Consider the following 18,053-nt stretch of genomic DNA (forward strand, 5'->3'; position numbering starts at 1 on the left):
ATTGCATAGAGCGTGAAAGCATAAAAAATGCGTTTGGTTGTGATTTTATTTTTCATAAAAATATAGATAGTCCGTGCCTTTGTCTGCTCGTTCTAGAAGTGCGATAGCGTCGCGCCCATATTTTCTTGCATCTTTGCCAGACCCGTTGTAGGCGGAAATAATGTCCCTAAGTTGTACCTTGTCGACCTTTGCGTTATGGCATAGCTGCCCAGTGACTCGATCAATCAACTCTCGCAAGTGCGCTGCGCAGTAGTAGAGATCAGCTTTCCAATCGTCACCAGGGATTCGGGTATCTTGGTTGTAATCAAATATTCGGTACTGAACTTCAGGTGGCATGGGAGGCTTGTTGTAATTGAATTCTATATATTTCACGGCATTTCTAAGCGTTGCTCTGCTCATGTTTGCCAAACCACTTGAGCTGGCGGAAACCCTGTCTGGGAATAGGTCAAATATCAACTCATCTGTAATCGCAGAGATTGTCGTCAGGGTGCGCTCGACGAATTGGGCAATCTTCAGAAGAGTACCTGCTTTGGGCCAGTTTTCTTGTTGAATAATCACAGCCAATAAAACGTGTGGGATGCCGTGGTACTCAGCGGCTGAACGCACCCAACTGCGAATTTCGCTAGCGGGAAAGTAGATCTTGAAGGCTTCGTGTGCTTCTGGAACATAGGGCATCAAGGGGAATGGAGAGGGGATATCTCCTGAATAGCTTGGAATACTGTCGTAACCATAAATTTGTGTGACTTCGGTGCCGCTACACTGGCAAGGTTTTGGTGATGGTTTGGGTGACATTAAGGAGTCTAAATATTCGGTGAGTTTGTCGTGTTGCTTTTGGGTAGGTGGACTCGCAAGAAGATTGATCAGCGACGTGTGTGAATTCTCTTTGGAGGGTGAATCTCCGATTAGTACGGTCCTGGACCCACTCATCACGACATTTCCAGCACTGCCTTCACTGTCCACCATGACCGCTGCTTTTCCATTGATCAGCACTGTCAAACTCAGCTGATCGCACAGCTCACTGCCGCACTCGGTCGTATCGCCTTCGCGCGCTGCCGGCAGACCGTCGAACAGAACATCGGGAGAGCCGCTATCAATCAGATTGCTGTCGCCATCGGCGGTTGGGTCGCCCTTGCGGGCCGCAGGTTTTGCAGACATCAGTAGTTCCTCAGCGTAGGGTGACCTGGCCACTGCCATCCAGGTTCGCAGCAAATTGAACAGGACGTTTGTCGCCTTCAACCTCCAATAGGCCGTAGATGCGAAAGCTCAACGACAAATGGTGGTGGTCGCGGGGTAAAGAGGTCACCTGAACCTTGCTCAACCGCGGTTCATAGCGTTCGATAAAGCGTTCGATTGCCTGACGTGATTGGCTCAATGCGTCATGCAGGCTCAGGCGCATGTCGTTGAGATCCGGCAGCCCGTAGTCAGGCAGGGTTTGCACGCTTCCTGCGCGGGTACTGAGCATTTTCGCCAGGTGCCCGGCCACCGAGGCCGTGAGATCGGCCTCGTGGGACTGGCGGGGAGCCTGCGCTCCGCTGCTGTTCAACCGCTCAAACAGGCTGCCGTATCTCGACATGGTGGTGCTCCTATTCCTTGTCCAGCTTGCCGACCAGCGATAGGGTGAAGTCGGCACCCATGTACTTGAAGTGCGGACGTACATTCAGGCTGACCCGATACCAGCCCGGCTCACCCTGCACATCGCTGACGCTGATCTCGGCAGCGCGCAAAGGGCGGCGGCCGCGCACTTCGGCGCTGGGGTTTTCCTGGTCGGCGACGAACTGGCGGATCCACTTGTTGAGCTCTGTTTCCAGGTCCGTACGTTCCTTCCACGAGCCGAGCTGTTCGCGCTGCAGCACTTTGATGTAGTGCGCCAAGCGGTTGATGATGAACAGGTAGGGCAGTTGAGTGCCGAGCTTGTAGTTCAGCTCCGCCGCCTTGCCTTCGTCGCTGTTGCCGAAGTTCTTCGGTTTCTGAACCGAGTTGGCAGAGAAGAACGCTGCGTTGTCGCTACCCTTGCGCATGGTCAGCGCAATGAAACCCTCTTCAGCCAGTTCATACTCGCGGCGATCAGAGACCAGTACTTCCGTTGGAATCTTGGTTTCGATCTCGCCCATGCTCTGGAAGTGGTGCAGGGGAAGGTCTTCCACGGCGCCGCCGCTTTGCGGGCCAATGATGTTCGGACACCAGCGAAACTTGGCAAAGCTGTCGGTCAACCGGGTACCAAATGCGTAGGCGGTGTTGCCCCACAGATAGTGCTCGTGGCTGTGCGCGACGTTTTCCGCATACCCAAAGCGTTTGATGGGGTTGCCTTCCATATCGTAGGGTTGGCGCAGCAGGAAGCGCGGCGCGGTCAATCCTGTGTAGCGAGAATTTTCCTCCTCGCGAAAGCTCTGCCATTTGGCAAATTGCGGGCCGGTGAAGTGGTCTTTCAGGTCCTTGATGTCCGGCAAGCCGGTGAAGCTTTCCAGGCCGAAGAACTTGGGGCCTGCAGCTGCAATGAATGGCGCGTGCGCCATACAGGCGACCCCGGAAACGTACTGCAGTGTTTTGATATCCGGTGCGCTGGGGTCGAAATAGTAGTTGGCAATCAATGCCGCTACAGGCTCGCCGCCGAACTGCCCGTACTCCGCGCTGTAGATGTGCTTGTAGAGACCCGACTGAACCAGCTCGGGGCTGTCTTCGAAGTCGTCGAGCAGGTCCTGTTTTGACGTGCTGAGGATTTCCAACTTGATGTTTTCGCGAAAGTCGGTGCGATCCACCAGCAGCCGCAACCCACGCCACGCCGATTCGGCCGCTTGAAAATCCGGGTGATGGAGGATCTCATCCATCTGTTCGCTGAGCCGCGCATCGATCTGCGCAATCATGCGGTCGACCATGGCTTTCTTGACTGGCTCGCCACTGTTCTGCGGTTTCAACAGTTCTTCGATAAAGGCTGAAACGCCACGTTTGGCAATCAGGTAGGCATCGTCATCCGGTGTCAGCCTGGTTTCGGCAATGATGCGATCCAGGATGCCGACGTCGGCGGTGCTGTGTTGTTGGGCTTTGGCGGCTTGAGTGCTCATGAGTACTCTCTTCCTTGTCGGGGGATCAGGCGTCCGTAGTAGGGCGGGCGGCTAGGCCCAATTCTTTGAGTACGCGTTCACGGCTATCGCCGTCGTCCAACACGCTCTCAATGGCTTTGCGGAATGCCGGTGCATTGCCCAGGGGGCCTTTCAGCGAGACCAGGGCATCGCGCAGCTCCATCAATTTCTTGAGTTCAGGAACCTGTTCAACCAGTTGGTCGGGATGAAAATCCTTCAACGACTGGATGTTCAGCTGGACGGCCAATTCGTCGTCGCCCGCATCCTCTTGAAGCCGGTTGGGCACCGCCAGGGTCAGTTGTATTTCCTGTTTGGCGAGCACATCGTCAAAGGTGTTCTTGTCGATGCTGATGGGTTTGCGGTCCTCAATCCGGCGCTCGTCCTGACGCTGGGTGAAGTCACCCAACACCATCAGCTTGAGCGGCAGTTCGGTCTGTTCTTGCGCGCCTCCGGTTGCAGGTTTGTAGGTGACGTTGATACGTTCCTTGGGGGCAACTGAGCCTTCTTTGGCCATGTCCATTCTCCATCGCGGGGTTGATCCGAGGGGTTAGTCGAGCACCACTTCAACATCGAGGTGGCACAGCCTTCGGTGAATTTCTTCTTTGTGCTCGCGCACTTCGTGGTTCTGCGGCAGCAGCTCGCAGCAGGTATGCAAAAGATTGAGTACGTCCAGTACGAGGTCCGGCTCCCAATCATTCAGGCCGCTGTTGTGCAGCAACGTGTCCAGGGCATTGAGCTGGACCCTGGCCAGTTCGTATTTCTTGGCATGGAAGCTCAGGCGGGCGAGCGTCAATTGCCAGAGGAAGTGTTCGCGACGGTTCCCGGCCATGCGCATGTCTTTTTTGAAGTGCTGAACGGCAGCTTTCAGGCCTGATGCCTGCAGGGTGGGGAGGGCGTCCTGCAAGCTTTGCTCCCACGGTGCAGTCGTGTCATCACCATTTTTGGGGTGAAGGTCAGGCGGCGGCTCATTGGCTTTCAAGTGGGGAAGGACGGATGCGCGGATCCACAATCGGGTTTGCGGATCGGCGAACGGGGTGCCGTCGTGAAACTGTAATTCCTCCAAGCCGGGAACGCGCTGCAGGAACAGGGCCAGCTGGATTTCCACTTCACGCATGGCGTGTTCTGCCTGCAAGGCCTGAAGGCATTCCCAGGTTAAGCGTTGCCCATCCAGCCAGAAGGGAGAGCGGGCCGTACAGGCTTCCAGCTCAGTCATCAGGTCGGCGTATTGCCGTTGGGCAAAACGCTCCTGAAAGTCGGCCAACTTGTCGATGGGAACGCCACGCAGTGCCGTGACCTTCTCGGCGTTGTGTTCTGGCAGGGTATCGATAGGCAGCCAGAGTAGCGTTCGGCCCAAGCGTAAAGCTCGAATGTCGCTGGATTTTTGTTTGAGCCAGTACAGGCACAGTGGCCGGGTCTGATCCTGAAGCGTGCGAAGGGTTTTATGGGCGGTTTTTTCATTGTCCACCGGTGCCCCAGGCGTGATCAGTTGTTCCGCGACGTGCTTCACCTGGGCGAACGCGGCACCCAGGGTGCCGGGCTCTGGATGCCCTTGACTGGCCCGTGTAAGCAACTCATCCAGGCGACGACATAGCGGAAGTAACAGAGGTGCCCCTTCGCCCAAGTGATGAGATAGCGAGCCCTCAATGGCGTGTAGGTCGTCGATCAATTGGCGAAAAAGCGCAAGCTGCCCGGCGATGGCGACCTGCTCAAATTGGATTTGCTCCAAGCGCAAGCACAACCAACTGACGGCCGCTGCCCGCGTGCGCGGCTTCTGCGGGTGGATCTCGTCCCAATGGTCGCTGATGAGATAGCGAAGCATGGCGAGGCCAGCTTGCAGGCCTTTATAGGATTCGCACTGAAACAGGCTCCACGCCAGCCATGCTACGACGCGCAGGTCTTTGGACTGCGTTTCAAGGAATGTTTCGCTGCGTTCGCGAACCAGCTTCCAGTCTGTCTGCGCTGTCTCATGAAATGTGGCTTCGCGCCCCACTTCGCTTTCGAGTTCTTCAAACTCTGGACAATACCGTAGGTCACTTCCCACAAAGTCATCGGACGAGATAGCGCACTTGGCTAACTGCAAGTAATGAGTACAGAGCGGATGGGCGTGGTTCACATTATATCGTCCATGATGAACGGTTCGGTAGAAAGTAGCCGTGTTGACTGATTTTTCTTGCTTTGGGTGAGTTTCTAGCCCGTGGCGAATTTTGCATCTCAATGTGAGAACAATACTTGCCGGAATGCAATATAAGTAGCAAGTAGGACCGATCCTTGAATTTTGTGTGAGATTTTTCTCTGGTTTCGTAAGTCTTTTCCGAAACAGCTCTAGCTAGGGCTTTGCGTGGCTTCGTTGATTTCGCTTTTATTTGTGGGAAGTCACGTAATACTGCGAACTTGGAACAAGTTGCATGGTCTTTTTGCGCTATGGTGTGATGAAGTTCTGAGCGCATGCTGACTGCAGGCAATAGTTAATTTTCTGCGCCTGCGGGGCGGTTTAATCATGTGTTGTGTTCATTAACTTTCTATTTGTAGGAAGTGGACGACAGTTGTTTCTTTCTACTTTGGTTTGATCAGGTGAAGGAGGGGTGATGGAGTCGGTTAAATCGTTGCACTATTCCGCGCATGCACTGGAGCAATTCAAGCAGTCGACCCTCACGGTCAGGAAAGAAATGCCGGGGATCCGCGCTGCTTATATGACCGTCGTGTCACTGCTGCAAGAAAGTGTGAAGTTTATTCTCCCAAACCATGCTGATCCAATACCTGAACGTGTTCCTCAAGGACAACCTCGATGCCCTGTACTCCGACAGCCTCGGCGGCTACCTGGTACGCAGCGACGTGCTGGAGCAACTGAAAAAGGCCGAGCGCATCCGCGAGACCTTCTTCAACCATCGCGGCCATCTGGCCGTGCAGCTCACCATCGAACCCCTGGCCCTGAGTGCCACTCGCCTGAGCAGCATGCTCAGCGTCGACGGCCAACTGATCCCCTACCAGCACGGCGCGCCACAGCGCACCGGTCTGGTGTGGCCCAACAGCCTGGGCAACAGCAATGGCAGTCAACTGACTCTGGTGCATAGCACCGGCAACACCGCCAGCCTGAGCTACCGCGGGCCGTGGTCGTTGTTCCGGCTGCTGAGTCGCGGGCACCTAAATGGCCGTACCGACACCAGTGTGGACCTGACCTTTTCAGTCGCCGATGGGTTGATGCGTTATCGGATTGGAGCGGAGAAGGCTAATAACCCGATTACACAGCGCAGTTTTGAAGGGTTTGTATTGCCCAGGACTCTGTTGGAAGAACGTCAAATAAAGAAAAAACCGAACAAGGTCGAGAGGCTCGCCGCAACAGCTCTCACCTATGAACGCCCATAAGTCAGCGATGACTGGGTGCGAAATAATCACACGCGGAACAGGACTGCTTACATGGCAATCAAGCTGCAAATGTTGACCGAAGACCCTAAAGAAATTGAGTTGATCGAGCGGTACTGGGCTGTCGATGAGTCAGGGCAGTACCTTGAAAAAGTGAGTGCTCTGACGGACGTTATTGAAATGGCCCCAGGCGTTACACTCGCCAGCTTCGTACGGCAACGTTGCAATGCATTCGATGATAATCAGGTCTGCTCCAAGTGTGCGGAATTGATCGAAATCAAAAATCGCTCAGAGGCCAAAAAGGTCCCTCAACGGTCCACGAAGCTTTGTACGCTTTGTCAGAACGACCATGACGCCATTGCGCTTGAGGCTAAAAAGACCAAAGCCGCAGAGCTTGAACGGCAGTTGGCCGAATACGTACGCAAGCAGTTAACCCGTACGGTGGACTACTCAGCGGTCCCGGATAATCAGGTGGTGCTTCTGCTGGCGTTGGACAGGGCTGTTACCCCGAGGTTGACCAATGGCGGCTTCAGACCGGGTGATTGTCGAGGGCTGGCGCCTCGATATGTCGATGACTTCATGCTGCAATTGCGTGAGGCTGGGCTCGTCCTTGATGACCCCAGTAAAGCAAGCCCGGGCACCTACTATTGGGAGGGCGATGAGATTTGGGTGTTGAGGGACCAGGTTGTCTATCGTTTGGCGCCAGATGTCGCATCAAGGCGTGCGGACGAGGTCATTCGTAACCTGTCGGATAGGGTGTATACCGATGCTGACGGGCTGTTCAACCTGTGGCTTGATTACGCAGTCGCCGATGTCATGCGCTATCTGGGCGCTCAGTGCGAACTCTATAACCATGATCTGTCGGAACAAGAGCTGGCAGAAATCAAAAGTACTATGCGCGCAGCTTTGCATACCTACAGTGTTTCACAGCTTTGGTCGGTGGCCTGGAAGGTTGTCAGGGATGCCGCAAGTTTAGCTAACCGCGAGTACTACAATCGCCCCAAAGCGGCGGCGACCATTCCTGGAAAGATTCGGCGGAACTTGGAAAAGGTGCAGCGAGAGTCAATTGAGCTCAAGACTTGGAGCCGCCCGGAACAACATCCTGCAGGCACACTGGGAATGGTGTTAGGCGAGATTTTGGGTGTTGATGAAGATACCCCTGGCCATAGGGTCTCGTCCCTTGTTGCCTGGCTCACAGGGCAGGCGTGTTCTCCCAGCGTCGAAGCAGCGCTTGATGAACCGATACGCGAACTGATGACCTTGGCGCTGTCCCACGATGTCGGCTCTTCAGTGATGCTGCGGTTCGCGGAGTTGATTCGTGCGGGGCATGACGTTGGTTTTGCTATTGAAGAAATTGGTGAGGCGCTGCGCTCGTAAAGGGGGCAGGGTGCTCCATCTGGGGCTGCTCAATGAGGCCGCGTTCTGCCTGCCCCCCCCATGGTGGTGAACAAACCGATCGCCAGCGTTACGCTGATGGCGGGTGAACGTACCTTCATGAGGGAAAGCTCAGGCAAGGCGTGGCCGCAGTTTTTTGGTCATGCGCGCGCACCTTGTAATCTGGTTGAACTGCACGTAATGGGCTTGCGCCGTCCATTCCTCGACCAGGATCAAATACTCGGCCGGCGGATTGATCTGGCGCAGATACCCGCACAGCAGGCGTGTGCGTCGCGCGTTCATCGGCTGCTTTAATGTCAAGATGACGTTGTCTGCGGCGCGGCATTCAGTGATCTCCATGACTGAGCCTCTCATCGAGTGCTGGCGGCAAACGTGCAGGCCCAGGATCAGAGGCTGGGATTCTTGCCGCGTGGCGTTCATTCTCAGGTGAGTCGTCGCAGGCGTCTACTGTCATACTTGACAGTCCTTTAGCCGGTGTTGCACTGCCGTGACCCATTACTCGACGTAACGGGCGTTAAATGATTCAGAGGCACAGATCGTCGACTACGTGCGCTCAGCGTCAAGTAACAATGGGCTGCCTCACCTTGCGACTTAACCCCGGTGTCTTGCCCGTAATGCGTTTGAATGCGCGACTGAAAGCGGCCTGGGATGTATAGCCCAAGCGCTGTGCTACCTCTTCAATCGGCAGCCTTTCCAGGGTCAGCCACTGGCTTGCAAGCCGCATTCGTAGTTCGGTGACATAGCGCAGCGGCGTCATGCCAATCGTCACCTGGAAGCGATCCGCGAAGGCTGAGCGTGAGGTATTGCATTGCTCTGCCAACTGGGCAACGGTCCAGTCGCGGCCCGGTTGTTGATGGAGCGCTAGCAGCGCACCGGCCAAGCGTGGATCGCGCAAGGCGGCGACCAGGCCAGAGGCATTACCGCAAGCGCACTCCACCCAGCCGCGAACGACCATGGCGGCCACCACGTCGGCCAACCGCGCGAGGATACCGGCGAAGCCCACACGTGCGGCGCTGACCTCGCGTTCCATGGTGGTCAGGATAGGCACCAGTCCAGGGTAGCGCTGGCCGCTGGCATCAATCAACATCAGGCCCGGCATCAGTTTGCCAAGGCCATGGATACTGCCCAGTTCAAACTCCATGCAACCACTGAACAAAATAGTGCTCGGCGTTGGGCTGGCATCGGTTGCGGTGTGCACCGCGCTCACGGTGTCACCGAGGGGGACGCTGTCTAGACCGTCGATGTCCTGAACAGGTGCGTCCGCATGGGAAGACAGTTGATGGGCGGCGCCATGGGAGATGAACACGGCGTTGCCGGCAGACAGCGCGTAGGTGGTGCCGTCCGCCATTCGCAGCACCGCATTGCCGACCGCCATGAAATGGAACCAGGCATGCCCAGGTTTTTCAGCGAAGCCCAAACCGAAACTCGGACTGGCTTGTATACGCCGGTATTCGACGCCACGCAGGCGCATACCGCGCAACAGCTCGTTGATGAGATCCGAGGAAAGAGCAAACTGTTCTGCAGACATTGTTCAGGTGTTTTAGTCAAAAAGTAGAGGTTTTTGATCATAGATCATCCAGTTTCCGGCGCCTAGACTGCGGCCTGAAATGAAGACTGGAGATCCCTGCAATGACTGACTGTATATGTAGTGCCGTATCCAACCGCCATCCCGGCGCCTTCTCGGAGGCAGAGCCTGCGGCCCCCGCGTGGATGGCGGTCTTCTCGCTGGCAATGGGGGTGTTCGGATTACTGACCGCTGAGTACCTTCCGGCCAGTTTGTTAACACTGATGGCGACTGATCTGGGAGTGTCCGAAGCACTGGCTGGCCAGGCGGTAACGGTGACAGCAGTGATAGCGCTGTTCGCCGGTTTGTTGGTGCCAGGCCTGACCCGCGGTATCGACCGACGTTGGGTGTTGCTGGGGTTTTCAACGCTGATGGTTGCCTCCAATCTTCTGGTCGCCGTTTCCTCCAGCTTCGCGGTGCTGTTGTTGATGCGCATCTTGCTGGGGATTGCCCTAGGCGGGTTCTGGAGCATGGCTGCGGCGGTGGCGATGCGCTTGGTGCCGAGTGCTTTGTTGCCTCGGGCGCTGTCGATCATTTTCAGCGGGATTGCCATCGGGACGGTCGTTGCCGTGCCGCTGGGCAGTTATCTGGGCGGGCTATACGGCTGGCGCAGCGCGTTCTTTGCAGCGGCGGCGGTAGGCATGGTGACCCTGGCTTTTCAGTCATTGACTTTGCCGCACCTCGCGCCGCGCCGGCCGACACGTCTGCGCACCGTTTTCGAAGTGTTGCAGCGCCCGGGCATCGCCATGGGGATGTTCGGTTGTGTGCTGGTGCATAGCGGTCACTTTGCGATGTTCACCTATGTTCGGCCATTCCTGGAAGGCACTACCGGCATCGGCCCGCAAGGGCTGTCGCTGATGTTGCTGGGGTTCGGTGTGGCGAACTTCTTCGGCACGCTGTTGGCTGGCAGGCTGCTGGAGCACCACCCGCTGGCCACTCTGGTGTTAATGCCTGCGCTGGTCGGGGTTGCAGCATTGGCGTTGGTGCTGTTGCCACCCTCGTTGCCGGTGCAGGCAGTACTGCTGGCAATATGGGGCTTGGCCTTCGGCGGTGTGCCGGTAGCGTGGTCGAACTGGGTCGCCAGCGCGGTACCTGATCAGGCGGAAAGCGCCGGGGGCATGGTGGTGGCATCTGTGCAGTCCGCCATCGCCACGGGCGCCGCCGCTGGCGGTGCAGTGTTCAGCCTCGGTGGCAGCGCGGGCGTATTCATAGCGGCAGCGGTGCTGATGCTGCTGGCTGCGTTGCTGATTGCGCTGCGTGTCCGGGTCCCTTCTGTCCATGGCGTTCGCGAGTCCACGCCCGCATTGCACCTTTGATTCGGTTTTCCAAACTGCCTCGTTGCGCTTTGGGTGGATGTCACATTTGGCACCGATAATCCTGAGTCACGGTGGTTTCCAGGCAATGAAATTGCCCCATCGTTCGGCACACGGATTTCTCCGCACCTTCGCGTTCTGCGCGTGCGTAGTCCCAAAACTGGCAGCGCCCCGTGGCGATCGCCAAACCTTGGGATTCCCGGATTTGGCCGAGCTCGAATGGCGTATGTACGTAGGAGAGTTGGACCAGCCCATCGGACGGGTTGCCGCCGGTAGCTTCCCAATATTTCGGCGTGACGCAGCCTGCAAAGAGCGGTAGGGCGATGGCGACGATGACGGGTTTCATTGTCGAGGACGATCCTTTGTTGGTGAAAATGACGTTGGTAGGCTTCGTTTTTTGTTCGCCAGCATCAACGTAGAGAGCGAAGGCGGCCCAAATTTGACTGACTGGTAACCACTGGGCAGCAGCGGTTCGCCTGCATCGGCCTCAAACCCGACAACCTTCCTGTCCTGATCCATGGTGATGGACAGGATGCAGTGATTCGGGTTATTGACCGTCGAGCAGTTGACCAGACGGCCTCTGGAGGTCGCGGCTTTGAGTTCAGTCCAGCGCCGCCCAGGAAATTCTCCTTGCGAATGGCGGCGGCAAAAAAATCTGCGCCGTGCCGCCTGTGGGAATCATGATGGGAAAGGGACTTGCCCCACGGCGGCGGAGTCTAGAAGCGCGTAAAGAGCCCGACAATCACCTGGAGGAAATCGAGACGCAAGCTACGGTGGACCGTGCTGGGGCTGACGGAAATCGGCTACAACCCAAGCAGTTATAGGGCCCTGCGACGCTGCTACCGATTGCGGCGCAGGGCTTTGCGATCAATGTATTGGCGCATGAGCAACAACTGCTGAGCGACCGCTTTGCGACGCCGACCGCGGATAAGTTCAGCCAGGTGCCTTACGCAATCAACCAAAACCACAATGTGTGGGTCTGGTTCAGATAGCGCGTAGCCGAGTACCCATCGGGTTGGGGCAACTGATGATGGAAGTGGTAACTCTGCCCAGTCATCGGCCCCAGGCTGCTGACTTGCCAGATCAGTCACTGCATCACTTGCCAGCGTTGTACGGGCGATGTGCCGCCAAAACGTGCGTGTTTTTCCGCCAGGTATAGAAGCACCGCGGCAGACTCCACCACCACTTGCTGGTTGTCGTTGTCCAGCAGCACCGAGATTTTGGCGTGCGGGTTCACCTGCAGATACGCGGGAAGGTGTTGTTCATCGCCGGCGAGATGGATGTGGCAGATGTCATAACTGACCGCCAAGGCCTCCAGCATCAGCAGCATTTTATAGCCATTGGCGGTGGGTGAGAAAAAGACGGTGTACATAGAGGCCGTTCATGTGAGCGCAGGGCAAAGAGCCGGCAGGTGCCGGCTCGCGGTACGTTGCAGGGGGCTTATGCGATGGGGTATCGCTTGAATGCCGGGTGTTCCTCGAGCCTCCCAGCATGGCGCTGCAGGTGCGGGAAGGCCTCGGCGTTAATCACTGAGGCCACTGTGAACTGGCTGAACGACCAGGCCACTGCTGCGCTGATGGCACCTTGGGTCAAGCCTGCATCCGGCGCATGGGCCAGGCGTTTTTCCAAGGCTGAGTAGGCGGCCAGCAACTGGCCGGTTACTCGGTCGAGCCAGGGCTCGTGGAGTTTTTCTGCGGGGCGCAGGTTATGTTCGTACACGATCTGTACGGTTTTCTCACAGGCAGCAAGGGCGAGGCCAATCAACTGCAGGTCTTGGACGCGCGCGCTGGCTTGCTGTGGCAACAGCTTTCTATCAATCGGGGCCGACGCTTCGAAGTAATCGAGAATCAGGCTTGAGTCCATCAGTACGGTTGAATCGTCCAGCACCAGGCTGGGCGCTTTTACCACCGGGTTGATGCTGGCAAATTGTTCGTAGGTGCTGAATACCGAAAGTGGCTGATGCTCAAAGTCGACGCCGTAAAGATCCAGGGAAATTGCTACGCGGCGCACGTAAGGCGAGTCCAGCATGCCGACCAGTTTCATGAAACCTCCATTTACGTCAGGGTAATTTTCAACGTGCAGTGGGGATGCTTGAGGTACTTGTACAGGTTGAACAGCAGCCCCCAGGCGCGGGGGGTGGCCTCGTGGTCGGCCAGGTACAGCGCAATTTCCCCTTCGCCTTCCAGCAGGATCAGGCCCGGCGCAAGGCAGGTGAAAGTCCCTTGTTCCAGGCAGACATCAATGCCTTGGGACGTCATCCAATGGCGGCCCTTCAGCGCGATCACATAGGCCTGCTGCTCCAGCCAGAAGGAGAGTAGTTGATCCTTGGTCACCAGCCATTTCAGGGCATGGCGCCCCTGGCTCATTTTCGTCAGTAATACCTGCGGGGCCTGGTTGAGGCGGGTGGTCCGGAGGCTTGGTTCCATGAGGGTGGTTTTCATCGAAGACGCTCCGCTGTTCTCGAGGTGACGGTGGAACGCAAAGACGCCCGTGGCTGGCAGGAATTGTTAATTTGAGGTTACTTTAACGTTGGTAAAGCCCTCAAAATATCGATAATTTTTACCAGAACAGGTTAGCTGAGCTTACATGAGTGCATTTCCTCCATTGACCTGCCTGCGCAGTTTCGAAGCCACTTCCAGATTGGGGAGCGTCACCCTTGCTGCCAAGGAGTTGCACGTCACGCATTCTGCTATCAGCCAGCAGATCAAGGTGCTGGAGGAAATTGTGGGGTTGATGCTATTCGTGCGCGAAGGGCGCGGCTTGCGAGTCAGCGAGGATGGGCGCCTGTATGCGTTGCAGATCCGCAAAGCGCTGGGCGACATCGCCGAGGCCACCCGATTGATCCAGGCACTGCCCAAGATGGGGGAGTTGGTGGTAGCGGTTCTGCCGTCGTTCGGCCGGTCCTGGCTGTTACCGCGACTACCGGGTTTTCAGCAGCTTTACCCTGATATCAGCATTCGTCTGCAAGCCAGCTTGACCATCTCCAATCTGCATCAGGAGTCAGTGGATATCGGCATCCGCATGGGCAAGGGGGATTGGGAGGGCGTCGAGCAAAAGCTGTTGTTTCATGATGAAGTCGTTGTGGTTGCCGCCCCTCATTTCAATGGTGGGCACCTGCCACAGACGCCGCAGGAGGTGGTCGACAGCACCATCATCTACAACACTGAGTCCTGGTTGTCCTGGTGCGAGGCTGCAGGTGTCGAGATGGGCAGCGAGCGCAAGGGTTTATGCAGCAATGACTCCAACCTGGTGCTGGAAGCCGTTCGCCTGGGGCAAGGCATCACGCTGGAGCGGCGCAGCCTGGTGCATGACGCTGTCGAGCGGGGCGAACTGATCCAGCTGTGTGACGTCAGTGCACCGTACGCGTACCCCTATTGGCTGGTGTGGCCACCCAGGGAAAGTTCGGAAGATAAACAACGCGAGTTCTCCCATTGGTTATCGGGGGAAGTGGAGCGTTACCTCGTGCAACTGAAAAAAAACACCTGACGGAGGTACTGCCCGAAAGGATCTGTCTCTGCAAGAACGCCTGGTTGTGGTCGCGGGCGGCAGCTCGGGGATTGGCCTGGCATGCGCCCGGGCATTCGCCGGTGAAAGCGCCCGAGCGGCGATCGTTTCAAGGTCGCAAGTGCGGCTGGAACAGGCGCAACGCGAGTGCGAGCGAGCGGGCCTGCAGGTGCATACCTTTGCCAGCGACCTGACTGACGCCGACCAGGCACAGACGCATCGAGAAGGGTAGTTACATCAACGTCGACACAGCCGACTATTGGGTGATTGAGAACACACGTTGATCGACGGCATGCACCTGCGCACGGATGAGAGGGTGATTTGATGAGCATTATTGAATTTCTAGGTAACCCTTGACACTCCCCAGCGCCGCGCACTCAATCGACCCCGGCTGTGCGAACTGATCGCCATCTGATAGTCATTTGAAAGGGGCGAAGGGCATGGGCGTTTTCGATTACAAGAGCATGAGGGGCGAGCAAGCCAAAGCGCTGCTGGACAACGCCTTGGCGTTGTCCGAGTACGCTTATGACTCCACCGGCAAACCCCTGGCCACCGGTGGCTGGGCGCCCATTGGTGCGCAAGCGTTGGGCGTGACGCAGAACGTCGACAAGCAAGGCACCTTTTGGGGCGAGACTGCCTTGGCCCCTTCGGCAAACGTCGAGATTCTCGGGCAGTACGATGGGGGTGGCAGGCTGATTGCCATGGGCATTGCCTTTCGTGGCACGTCCTTTGGCTTGACCTGGGATGGCGCGGGTGACGTGGCCAGCGACCTGGCAGCCGCTGCACTTCCCGGATACGCCGCCAATTACGCCAAGTTCGCCTTCAGCGCCTTGCTCGAAAACGTCGCCCGTTACGCCGTGAGCCAAGGCTTGAGCGGTAAGGATATCCTGGTCACCGGCCATAGCCTCGGCGCGCTCGGGGCCAACAGCCTGGCGGCCTTGAGCCCCGATTATTGGGGCGGCTTCTACCAGGACGCTCACTATGTGACCTTCGCTTCACCTACCCAACGTTCAGGTGACACTCAGGTATTGAATATCGGCTACGAGAACGATCCGGTGTTCAAAGCCATTGATGGAAACGGCATCAACACCTCGGCGCTCTTCTGGGGTAACGACAGGGGCTGGGATTCGGCCGCGAACAACCTCGTCAGCTTTACCGATAATTACGCGTCGTTCTCGGCGCATTTACCCAATAGCCTCAATTGGGGCGTCGCCAAGGCCCACTCCCTGGACGGTTATATCCAGGGCCTGGGGCGCATCGCGTCCTCGCAGTTCTATGACTTGACCGACAAGGACTCGACCATCGTGGTTTCCAGCCTTACAGAGGCTGCGCGTGGAACCACCTGGGTAGAAGATCTGAACCGCTACGCTGAAAAACACACCGGCAATACCTTCATCCTCGGCACCGAGGGCAACGACCTGCTCAAGGGCGGGGCCGGCAATGACTTCCTGGAAGGCGGGGCCGGTGATGATCGTTTTCGCGATGACGGTGGCTACAACATCCTGCTGGGCGGGCAGGGCGATAACGTCTTCGAACTCCAAAAACCACTGGCCGGCTTCAGCTTTGCCAATGATGGCGATGGCACGCTGTACGTCAACGACGCCTATGGTGGTATCAGTATGACTCGGGATATCAGCGCGCTGGTGAGTAAGGAGACGTCCTACATACTGTGGAATTCAATTCCGTGGGGTTCTCACGACATCACCTATACCGTAACCGGCCAGGGCCTGCTGGCCGGAACAGCCTTGACGCACTACGTGCCCTCAGTCAACGGCGATGTACAGGATAACGTTCTCACCGCTCATGCAGCAGGGGAGTGGTTATTTGGTTTGGGCGGCGACGATCATTTGATCGGTGGGCAGGGCAATAACGTGTTCGTTGGCGGGGCGGGCAATGACCTGATGGTGTCGGGCGGTGGCAGCAATACCTTCCTGTTCAACGGCCTCTTTGGTAATGACCGGGTCGAGGGGTACCAGGCCAGCGATAAGCTGGTGTTCATGGGTATTCCTGACTTGGGACAGCAATACGATTATCGCTCCCATGTCTCGATGTTCGAGGACAACGCGCTGCTGTCCTTCGGGGACAATTCTGTGACGTTGGTTGGCGTGAATATGACTCAGTTGAATGGGGCGGGGATTTATATTTCCTGAGTCTCCAAATAACGGTGATGTGACGCTGAACCTGTGGCGAGGGAGCTTGCTCCCGTGACGTCCTGTCAGCCTAGGCGTATCTACCTTACTCCCCACATTTGGATCGCGGCGTGTCAGTGAGATCAGCGTCTGCTGTCAGACCGCTACGGGAGCAAGCTCCCTCGCCACAGGTGCGGCGCACCCCACCTCACTGGCGACATCCTTGTAGCCAGTGAGGTGGGGTGAGTTGCATCAGACGGGATATCTCGATGCTATCCACTACGGGTTTGTCATCGAATTCAAACCCGTTGTCTTACAGCCTCCGTTTACTTGAGCGTGACGTCGAGCATCGGCGGGATGTAGCCGTAGTCATACTCGGCGACTACGAACGTTTGCTGCCCTTTGATCTTGATACCCACCGTCGGTGCCTCGGTGCCCCCGATACGGATCTGCGTGCCGGTGTCGTCAGTCGGTACGCTGTCGATAAAGGAGGTCACCAGGCCGTTGGGCATGACGCAGTGCGAGTAGGTCTGGAACGGTTGGGAGGACGGGTTGCCCAGTACCAGGCCAGAGCCGTTCAACGGCACATACGGGCCGAACAGCGAATCGGCGACGAAACCGTACACCCCGTCCGGGCCGGTTACACCGTCGGCGTAGGTGAAGGTGTGGCTGATGGTGAACAGGTAGTACTTGCCGTCCTGGAACACGAAGTGCGGGCGTTCGGTCTGGTCGTTGACGCCGACCGCGGTCAGCAGCGGTGGGAGCATTTCCCAGTCGTCGCCGTCTTCGTCGCGGGCCACGGCGATCCCGACGCAGGCGGTCTGGAAGCGCGAGTTGCCGACCTCTTCATAGCCGGGTGGCACGTCGCCGATTTCGGCTTTACCGACCTTGTGCGAACCGCGCTCGCCGGCCACGTTGCCTTCGAACAGCATGTACAGCTTGCCGTCTTTCGGGTCGCGGAATGGCCATGGATCGCGAAAGCCCCAGAAGGCGTTTTGCGCTTCGGTCTGGTACATCTTGCCGTCCGCCTCGAACAGTGGCTTGACCTTCTCGAAGCCCACCAGGCTGACGCCGTGCTCGGTGGTCACTACGCGGCCACGCACCTTGACGATGGTCGCGCCGGGCGTGACGGCGGTGTAGTACAGGTCCACTTCGCCTTGTTCGTTCAGCAGGATCGGTGTGCCAGCCCATTCGCGCACGGTGGGCGAAACCCCTTCAGCCATTACCCGGCCGCCGAGTTTCCAGTCTTTGCCGGTGCGGGAGAACCAGTAGTACATCTTTGCCCGGCCATGGCGATCGTTCCAGTCGCGGATGACGTCGTAGTTGCCATTCTGATCGAGGTATTGAGGGTCGTTCGGGTGGCGATCCGCAGTGAGGGTGAAGATCACCGACCAGCCGTCGACGGAGGTGATGTTGCCGTCGATGTCACGCAGCGGCATGGTGTCCCAGATAAAAACCTCGTCACTCAATACCGGGAAGTTCGCACTGACCAGCGGCTGGGTGGTGGTGGGGTCGTCCGCATGGACTTTGAGCGCATCGGCGCGGGTCCACAGGCTGGGTTGATGGGGTGTTTTGCCAAATTTCGAAGGGGTGCTTTTCATAGTAAGCCTCGTCCATGAAGGGATTCAAAATACTGTATTTATATACAGTTATTTGAATTTAAAAGACTCGGCTCTCTCGGTCAAGGATAAAAATGCATTTATGCATAAAA

17 protein-coding genes and 1 pseudogene are annotated in these 18,053 nt (G+C 57.2%); 6 read left to right on the forward strand and 12 right to left on the reverse strand.

Annotated features, from left to right (window positions below):
• Positions 1-45: 45 nt before the first annotated feature.
• Genes ACP7CZ_RS11335 through tssA form a run of 5 tightly spaced genes read right to left on the reverse strand, consistent with a single transcriptional unit; the run spans position 46 to position 5,190 of the window.
• The gene (locus tag ACP7CZ_RS11335) at positions 46-1,155 is read right to left on the reverse strand and encodes a PAAR domain-containing protein (RefSeq protein WP_233098221.1); all 1,110 of its coding nucleotides are present in this window, start codon (positions 1,153-1,155) and stop codon (positions 46-48) included.
• A gap of 10 nt (positions 1,156-1,165) precedes the next feature.
• Positions 1,166-1,573: a type VI secretion system baseplate subunit TssE gene (gene tssE / locus ACP7CZ_RS11340; RefSeq protein WP_105226455.1), complete on the reverse strand. Its 408-nt coding sequence runs from the start codon at positions 1,571-1,573 to the stop codon at positions 1,166-1,168.
• A 10-nt stretch (positions 1,574-1,583) separates the two neighbouring features.
• Positions 1,584-3,059, reverse strand: a complete 1,476-nt coding sequence (gene tssC / locus ACP7CZ_RS11345; protein WP_236455106.1) for a type VI secretion system contractile sheath large subunit — start codon at positions 3,057-3,059, stop codon at positions 1,584-1,586.
• Positions 3,060-3,084: 25 nt separating this feature from the next.
• Complete coding sequence (gene tssB / locus ACP7CZ_RS11350) at positions 3,085-3,591, reverse strand: type VI secretion system contractile sheath small subunit (RefSeq protein WP_105226457.1); 507 nt, start codon at positions 3,589-3,591, stop codon at positions 3,085-3,087.
• Positions 3,592-3,624: 33 nt separating this feature from the next.
• A complete protein-coding gene (gene tssA / locus ACP7CZ_RS11355) occupies positions 3,625-5,190 on the reverse strand; it encodes a type VI secretion system protein TssA (RefSeq protein WP_294204518.1) in 1,566 nt (521 codons plus the stop codon).
• Positions 5,191-5,828: 638 nt separating this feature from the next.
• Here tssA and ACP7CZ_RS11360 point away from each other — a divergent pair.
• Both ACP7CZ_RS11360 and ACP7CZ_RS11365 read left to right on the forward strand, forming a co-directional pair.
• Positions 5,829-6,440 (forward strand): annotated as a pseudogene (locus tag ACP7CZ_RS11360) (type VI secretion IcmF C-terminal domain-containing protein); the annotation flags it as partial.
• Positions 6,441-6,491: 51 nt separating this feature from the next.
• On the forward strand, positions 6,492-7,814 hold the full coding sequence (locus ACP7CZ_RS11365) for a hypothetical protein (RefSeq protein WP_054895721.1): 1,323 nt from the start codon (positions 6,492-6,494) through the stop codon (positions 7,812-7,814).
• Between the two features lie 129 nt (positions 7,815-7,943).
• On the opposite strand, the gene ACP7CZ_RS11370 is transcribed toward ACP7CZ_RS11365, so the two are convergent.
• Positions 7,944-8,171 carry a hypothetical protein gene (locus ACP7CZ_RS11370; RefSeq protein WP_054895720.1) on the reverse strand — a complete coding sequence of 76 codons (228 nt, stop codon included), beginning with the start codon at positions 8,169-8,171 and terminating at the stop codon, positions 7,944-7,946.
• A gap of 220 nt (positions 8,172-8,391) precedes the next feature.
• A complete protein-coding gene (locus tag ACP7CZ_RS11375; RefSeq protein ID WP_089042626.1) occupies positions 8,392-9,360 on the reverse strand; it encodes an AraC family transcriptional regulator in 969 nt (322 codons plus the stop codon).
• Positions 9,361-9,461: 101 nt separating this feature from the next.
• On the opposite strand from ACP7CZ_RS11375, the gene ACP7CZ_RS11380 reads away from it, so the two are divergent.
• The gene (locus ACP7CZ_RS11380) at positions 9,462-10,712 is read left to right on the forward strand and encodes an MFS transporter (RefSeq protein ID WP_236455097.1); all 1,251 of its coding nucleotides are present in this window, start codon (positions 9,462-9,464) and stop codon (positions 10,710-10,712) included.
• Positions 10,713-10,752: 40 nt separating this feature from the next.
• Here the strand turns inward: ACP7CZ_RS11380 and yecR are convergent, their stop codons facing one another.
• From yecR to ACP7CZ_RS11400, 4 genes are all read right to left on the reverse strand, one after another.
• Entirely contained in the window at positions 10,753-11,055 is a 303-nt protein-coding gene (gene yecR, locus ACP7CZ_RS11385; RefSeq protein WP_089042627.1) for a YecR family lipoprotein, read from the reverse strand.
• Between the two features lie 741 nt (positions 11,056-11,796).
• Positions 11,797-12,081 (reverse strand): glutathione S-transferase N-terminal domain-containing protein, encoded by a 285-nt coding sequence (locus tag ACP7CZ_RS11390; protein ID WP_294204513.1) that lies wholly within the window; start codon positions 12,079-12,081, stop codon positions 11,797-11,799.
• A 68-nt stretch (positions 12,082-12,149) separates the two neighbouring features.
• Positions 12,150-12,752 carry a glutathione S-transferase gene (locus tag ACP7CZ_RS11395; protein WP_089042630.1) on the reverse strand — a complete coding sequence of 201 codons (603 nt, stop codon included), beginning with the start codon at positions 12,750-12,752 and terminating at the stop codon, positions 12,150-12,152.
• Between the two features lie 11 nt (positions 12,753-12,763).
• Positions 12,764-13,150: a hypothetical protein gene (locus ACP7CZ_RS11400; protein WP_089042631.1), complete on the reverse strand. Its 387-nt coding sequence runs from the start codon at positions 13,148-13,150 to the stop codon at positions 12,764-12,766.
• A 145-nt stretch (positions 13,151-13,295) separates the two neighbouring features.
• On the opposite strand from ACP7CZ_RS11400, the gene ACP7CZ_RS11405 reads away from it, so the two are divergent.
• The 3 genes from ACP7CZ_RS11405 (at position 13,296) to ACP7CZ_RS11415 (ending at position 16,363) form a co-directional block, all read left to right on the forward strand.
• A complete protein-coding gene (locus ACP7CZ_RS11405) occupies positions 13,296-14,195 on the forward strand; it encodes a LysR substrate-binding domain-containing protein (protein ID WP_294204509.1) in 900 nt (299 codons plus the stop codon).
• A 46-nt stretch (positions 14,196-14,241) separates the two neighbouring features.
• Complete coding sequence (locus ACP7CZ_RS11410) at positions 14,242-14,445, forward strand: SDR family NAD(P)-dependent oxidoreductase (protein WP_181197099.1); 204 nt, start codon at positions 14,242-14,244, stop codon at positions 14,443-14,445.
• Positions 14,446-14,653: 208 nt separating this feature from the next.
• On the forward strand, positions 14,654-16,363 hold the full coding sequence (locus ACP7CZ_RS11415) for a polyurethane esterase (protein ID WP_057978091.1): 1,710 nt from the start codon (positions 14,654-14,656) through the stop codon (positions 16,361-16,363).
• 305 nt (positions 16,364-16,668) lie between these two features.
• On the opposite strand, the gene ACP7CZ_RS11420 is transcribed toward ACP7CZ_RS11415, so the two are convergent.
• A complete protein-coding gene (locus ACP7CZ_RS11420; RefSeq protein WP_057978089.1) occupies positions 16,669-17,943 on the reverse strand; it encodes a glycoside hydrolase family 68 protein in 1,275 nt (424 codons plus the stop codon).
• Between the last annotated feature and the right edge of the window lie 110 nt (positions 17,944-18,053).

Origin of the sequence: Pseudomonas sp. DWP2-2, from assembly GCF_049897065.1 — a bacterium.
Classification (GTDB): Bacteria; Pseudomonadota; Gammaproteobacteria; order Pseudomonadales; family Pseudomonadaceae; genus Aquipseudomonas; species Aquipseudomonas paracarnis.

Coding starts and splice junctions, on each gene's coding strand:
- tssC (WP_236455106.1), bottom strand. CDS start 3,059: ATGAGCACTCAAGCCGCCAAAGCCCAACAACACAGCACCGCCGACGTC.
- ACP7CZ_RS11400 (WP_089042631.1), bottom strand. CDS start 13,150: ATGAAAACCACCCTCATGGAACCAAGCCTCCGGACCACCCGCCTCAAC.
- ACP7CZ_RS11395 (WP_089042630.1), bottom strand. CDS start 12,752: ATGAAACTGGTCGGCATGCTGGACTCGCCTTACGTGCGCCGCGTAGCA.
- tssB (WP_105226457.1), bottom strand. CDS start 3,591: ATGGCCAAAGAAGGCTCAGTTGCCCCCAAGGAACGTATCAACGTCACC.
- ACP7CZ_RS11375 (WP_089042626.1), bottom strand. CDS start 9,360: ATGTCTGCAGAACAGTTTGCTCTTTCCTCGGATCTCATCAACGAGCTG.
- ACP7CZ_RS11370 (WP_054895720.1), bottom strand. CDS start 8,171: ATGGAGATCACTGAATGCCGCGCCGCAGACAACGTCATCTTGACATTA.
- ACP7CZ_RS11405 (WP_294204509.1), top strand. CDS start 13,296: ATGAGTGCATTTCCTCCATTGACCTGCCTGCGCAGTTTCGAAGCCACT.
- ACP7CZ_RS11390 (WP_294204513.1), bottom strand. CDS start 12,081: ATGTACACCGTCTTTTTCTCACCCACCGCCAATGGCTATAAAATGCTG.
- tssE (WP_105226455.1), bottom strand. CDS start 1,573: ATGTCGAGATACGGCAGCCTGTTTGAGCGGTTGAACAGCAGCGGAGCG.
- ACP7CZ_RS11380 (WP_236455097.1), top strand. CDS start 9,462: ATGACTGACTGTATATGTAGTGCCGTATCCAACCGCCATCCCGGCGCC.
- ACP7CZ_RS11420 (WP_057978089.1), bottom strand. CDS start 17,943: ATGAAAAGCACCCCTTCGAAATTTGGCAAAACACCCCATCAACCCAGC.
- ACP7CZ_RS11415 (WP_057978091.1), top strand. CDS start 14,654: ATGGGCGTTTTCGATTACAAGAGCATGAGGGGCGAGCAAGCCAAAGCG.
- ACP7CZ_RS11335 (WP_233098221.1), bottom strand. CDS start 1,155: ATGTCTGCAAAACCTGCGGCCCGCAAGGGCGACCCAACCGCCGATGGC.
- ACP7CZ_RS11365 (WP_054895721.1), top strand. CDS start 6,492: ATGGCAATCAAGCTGCAAATGTTGACCGAAGACCCTAAAGAAATTGAG.
- yecR (WP_089042627.1), bottom strand. CDS start 11,055: ATGAAACCCGTCATCGTCGCCATCGCCCTACCGCTCTTTGCAGGCTGC.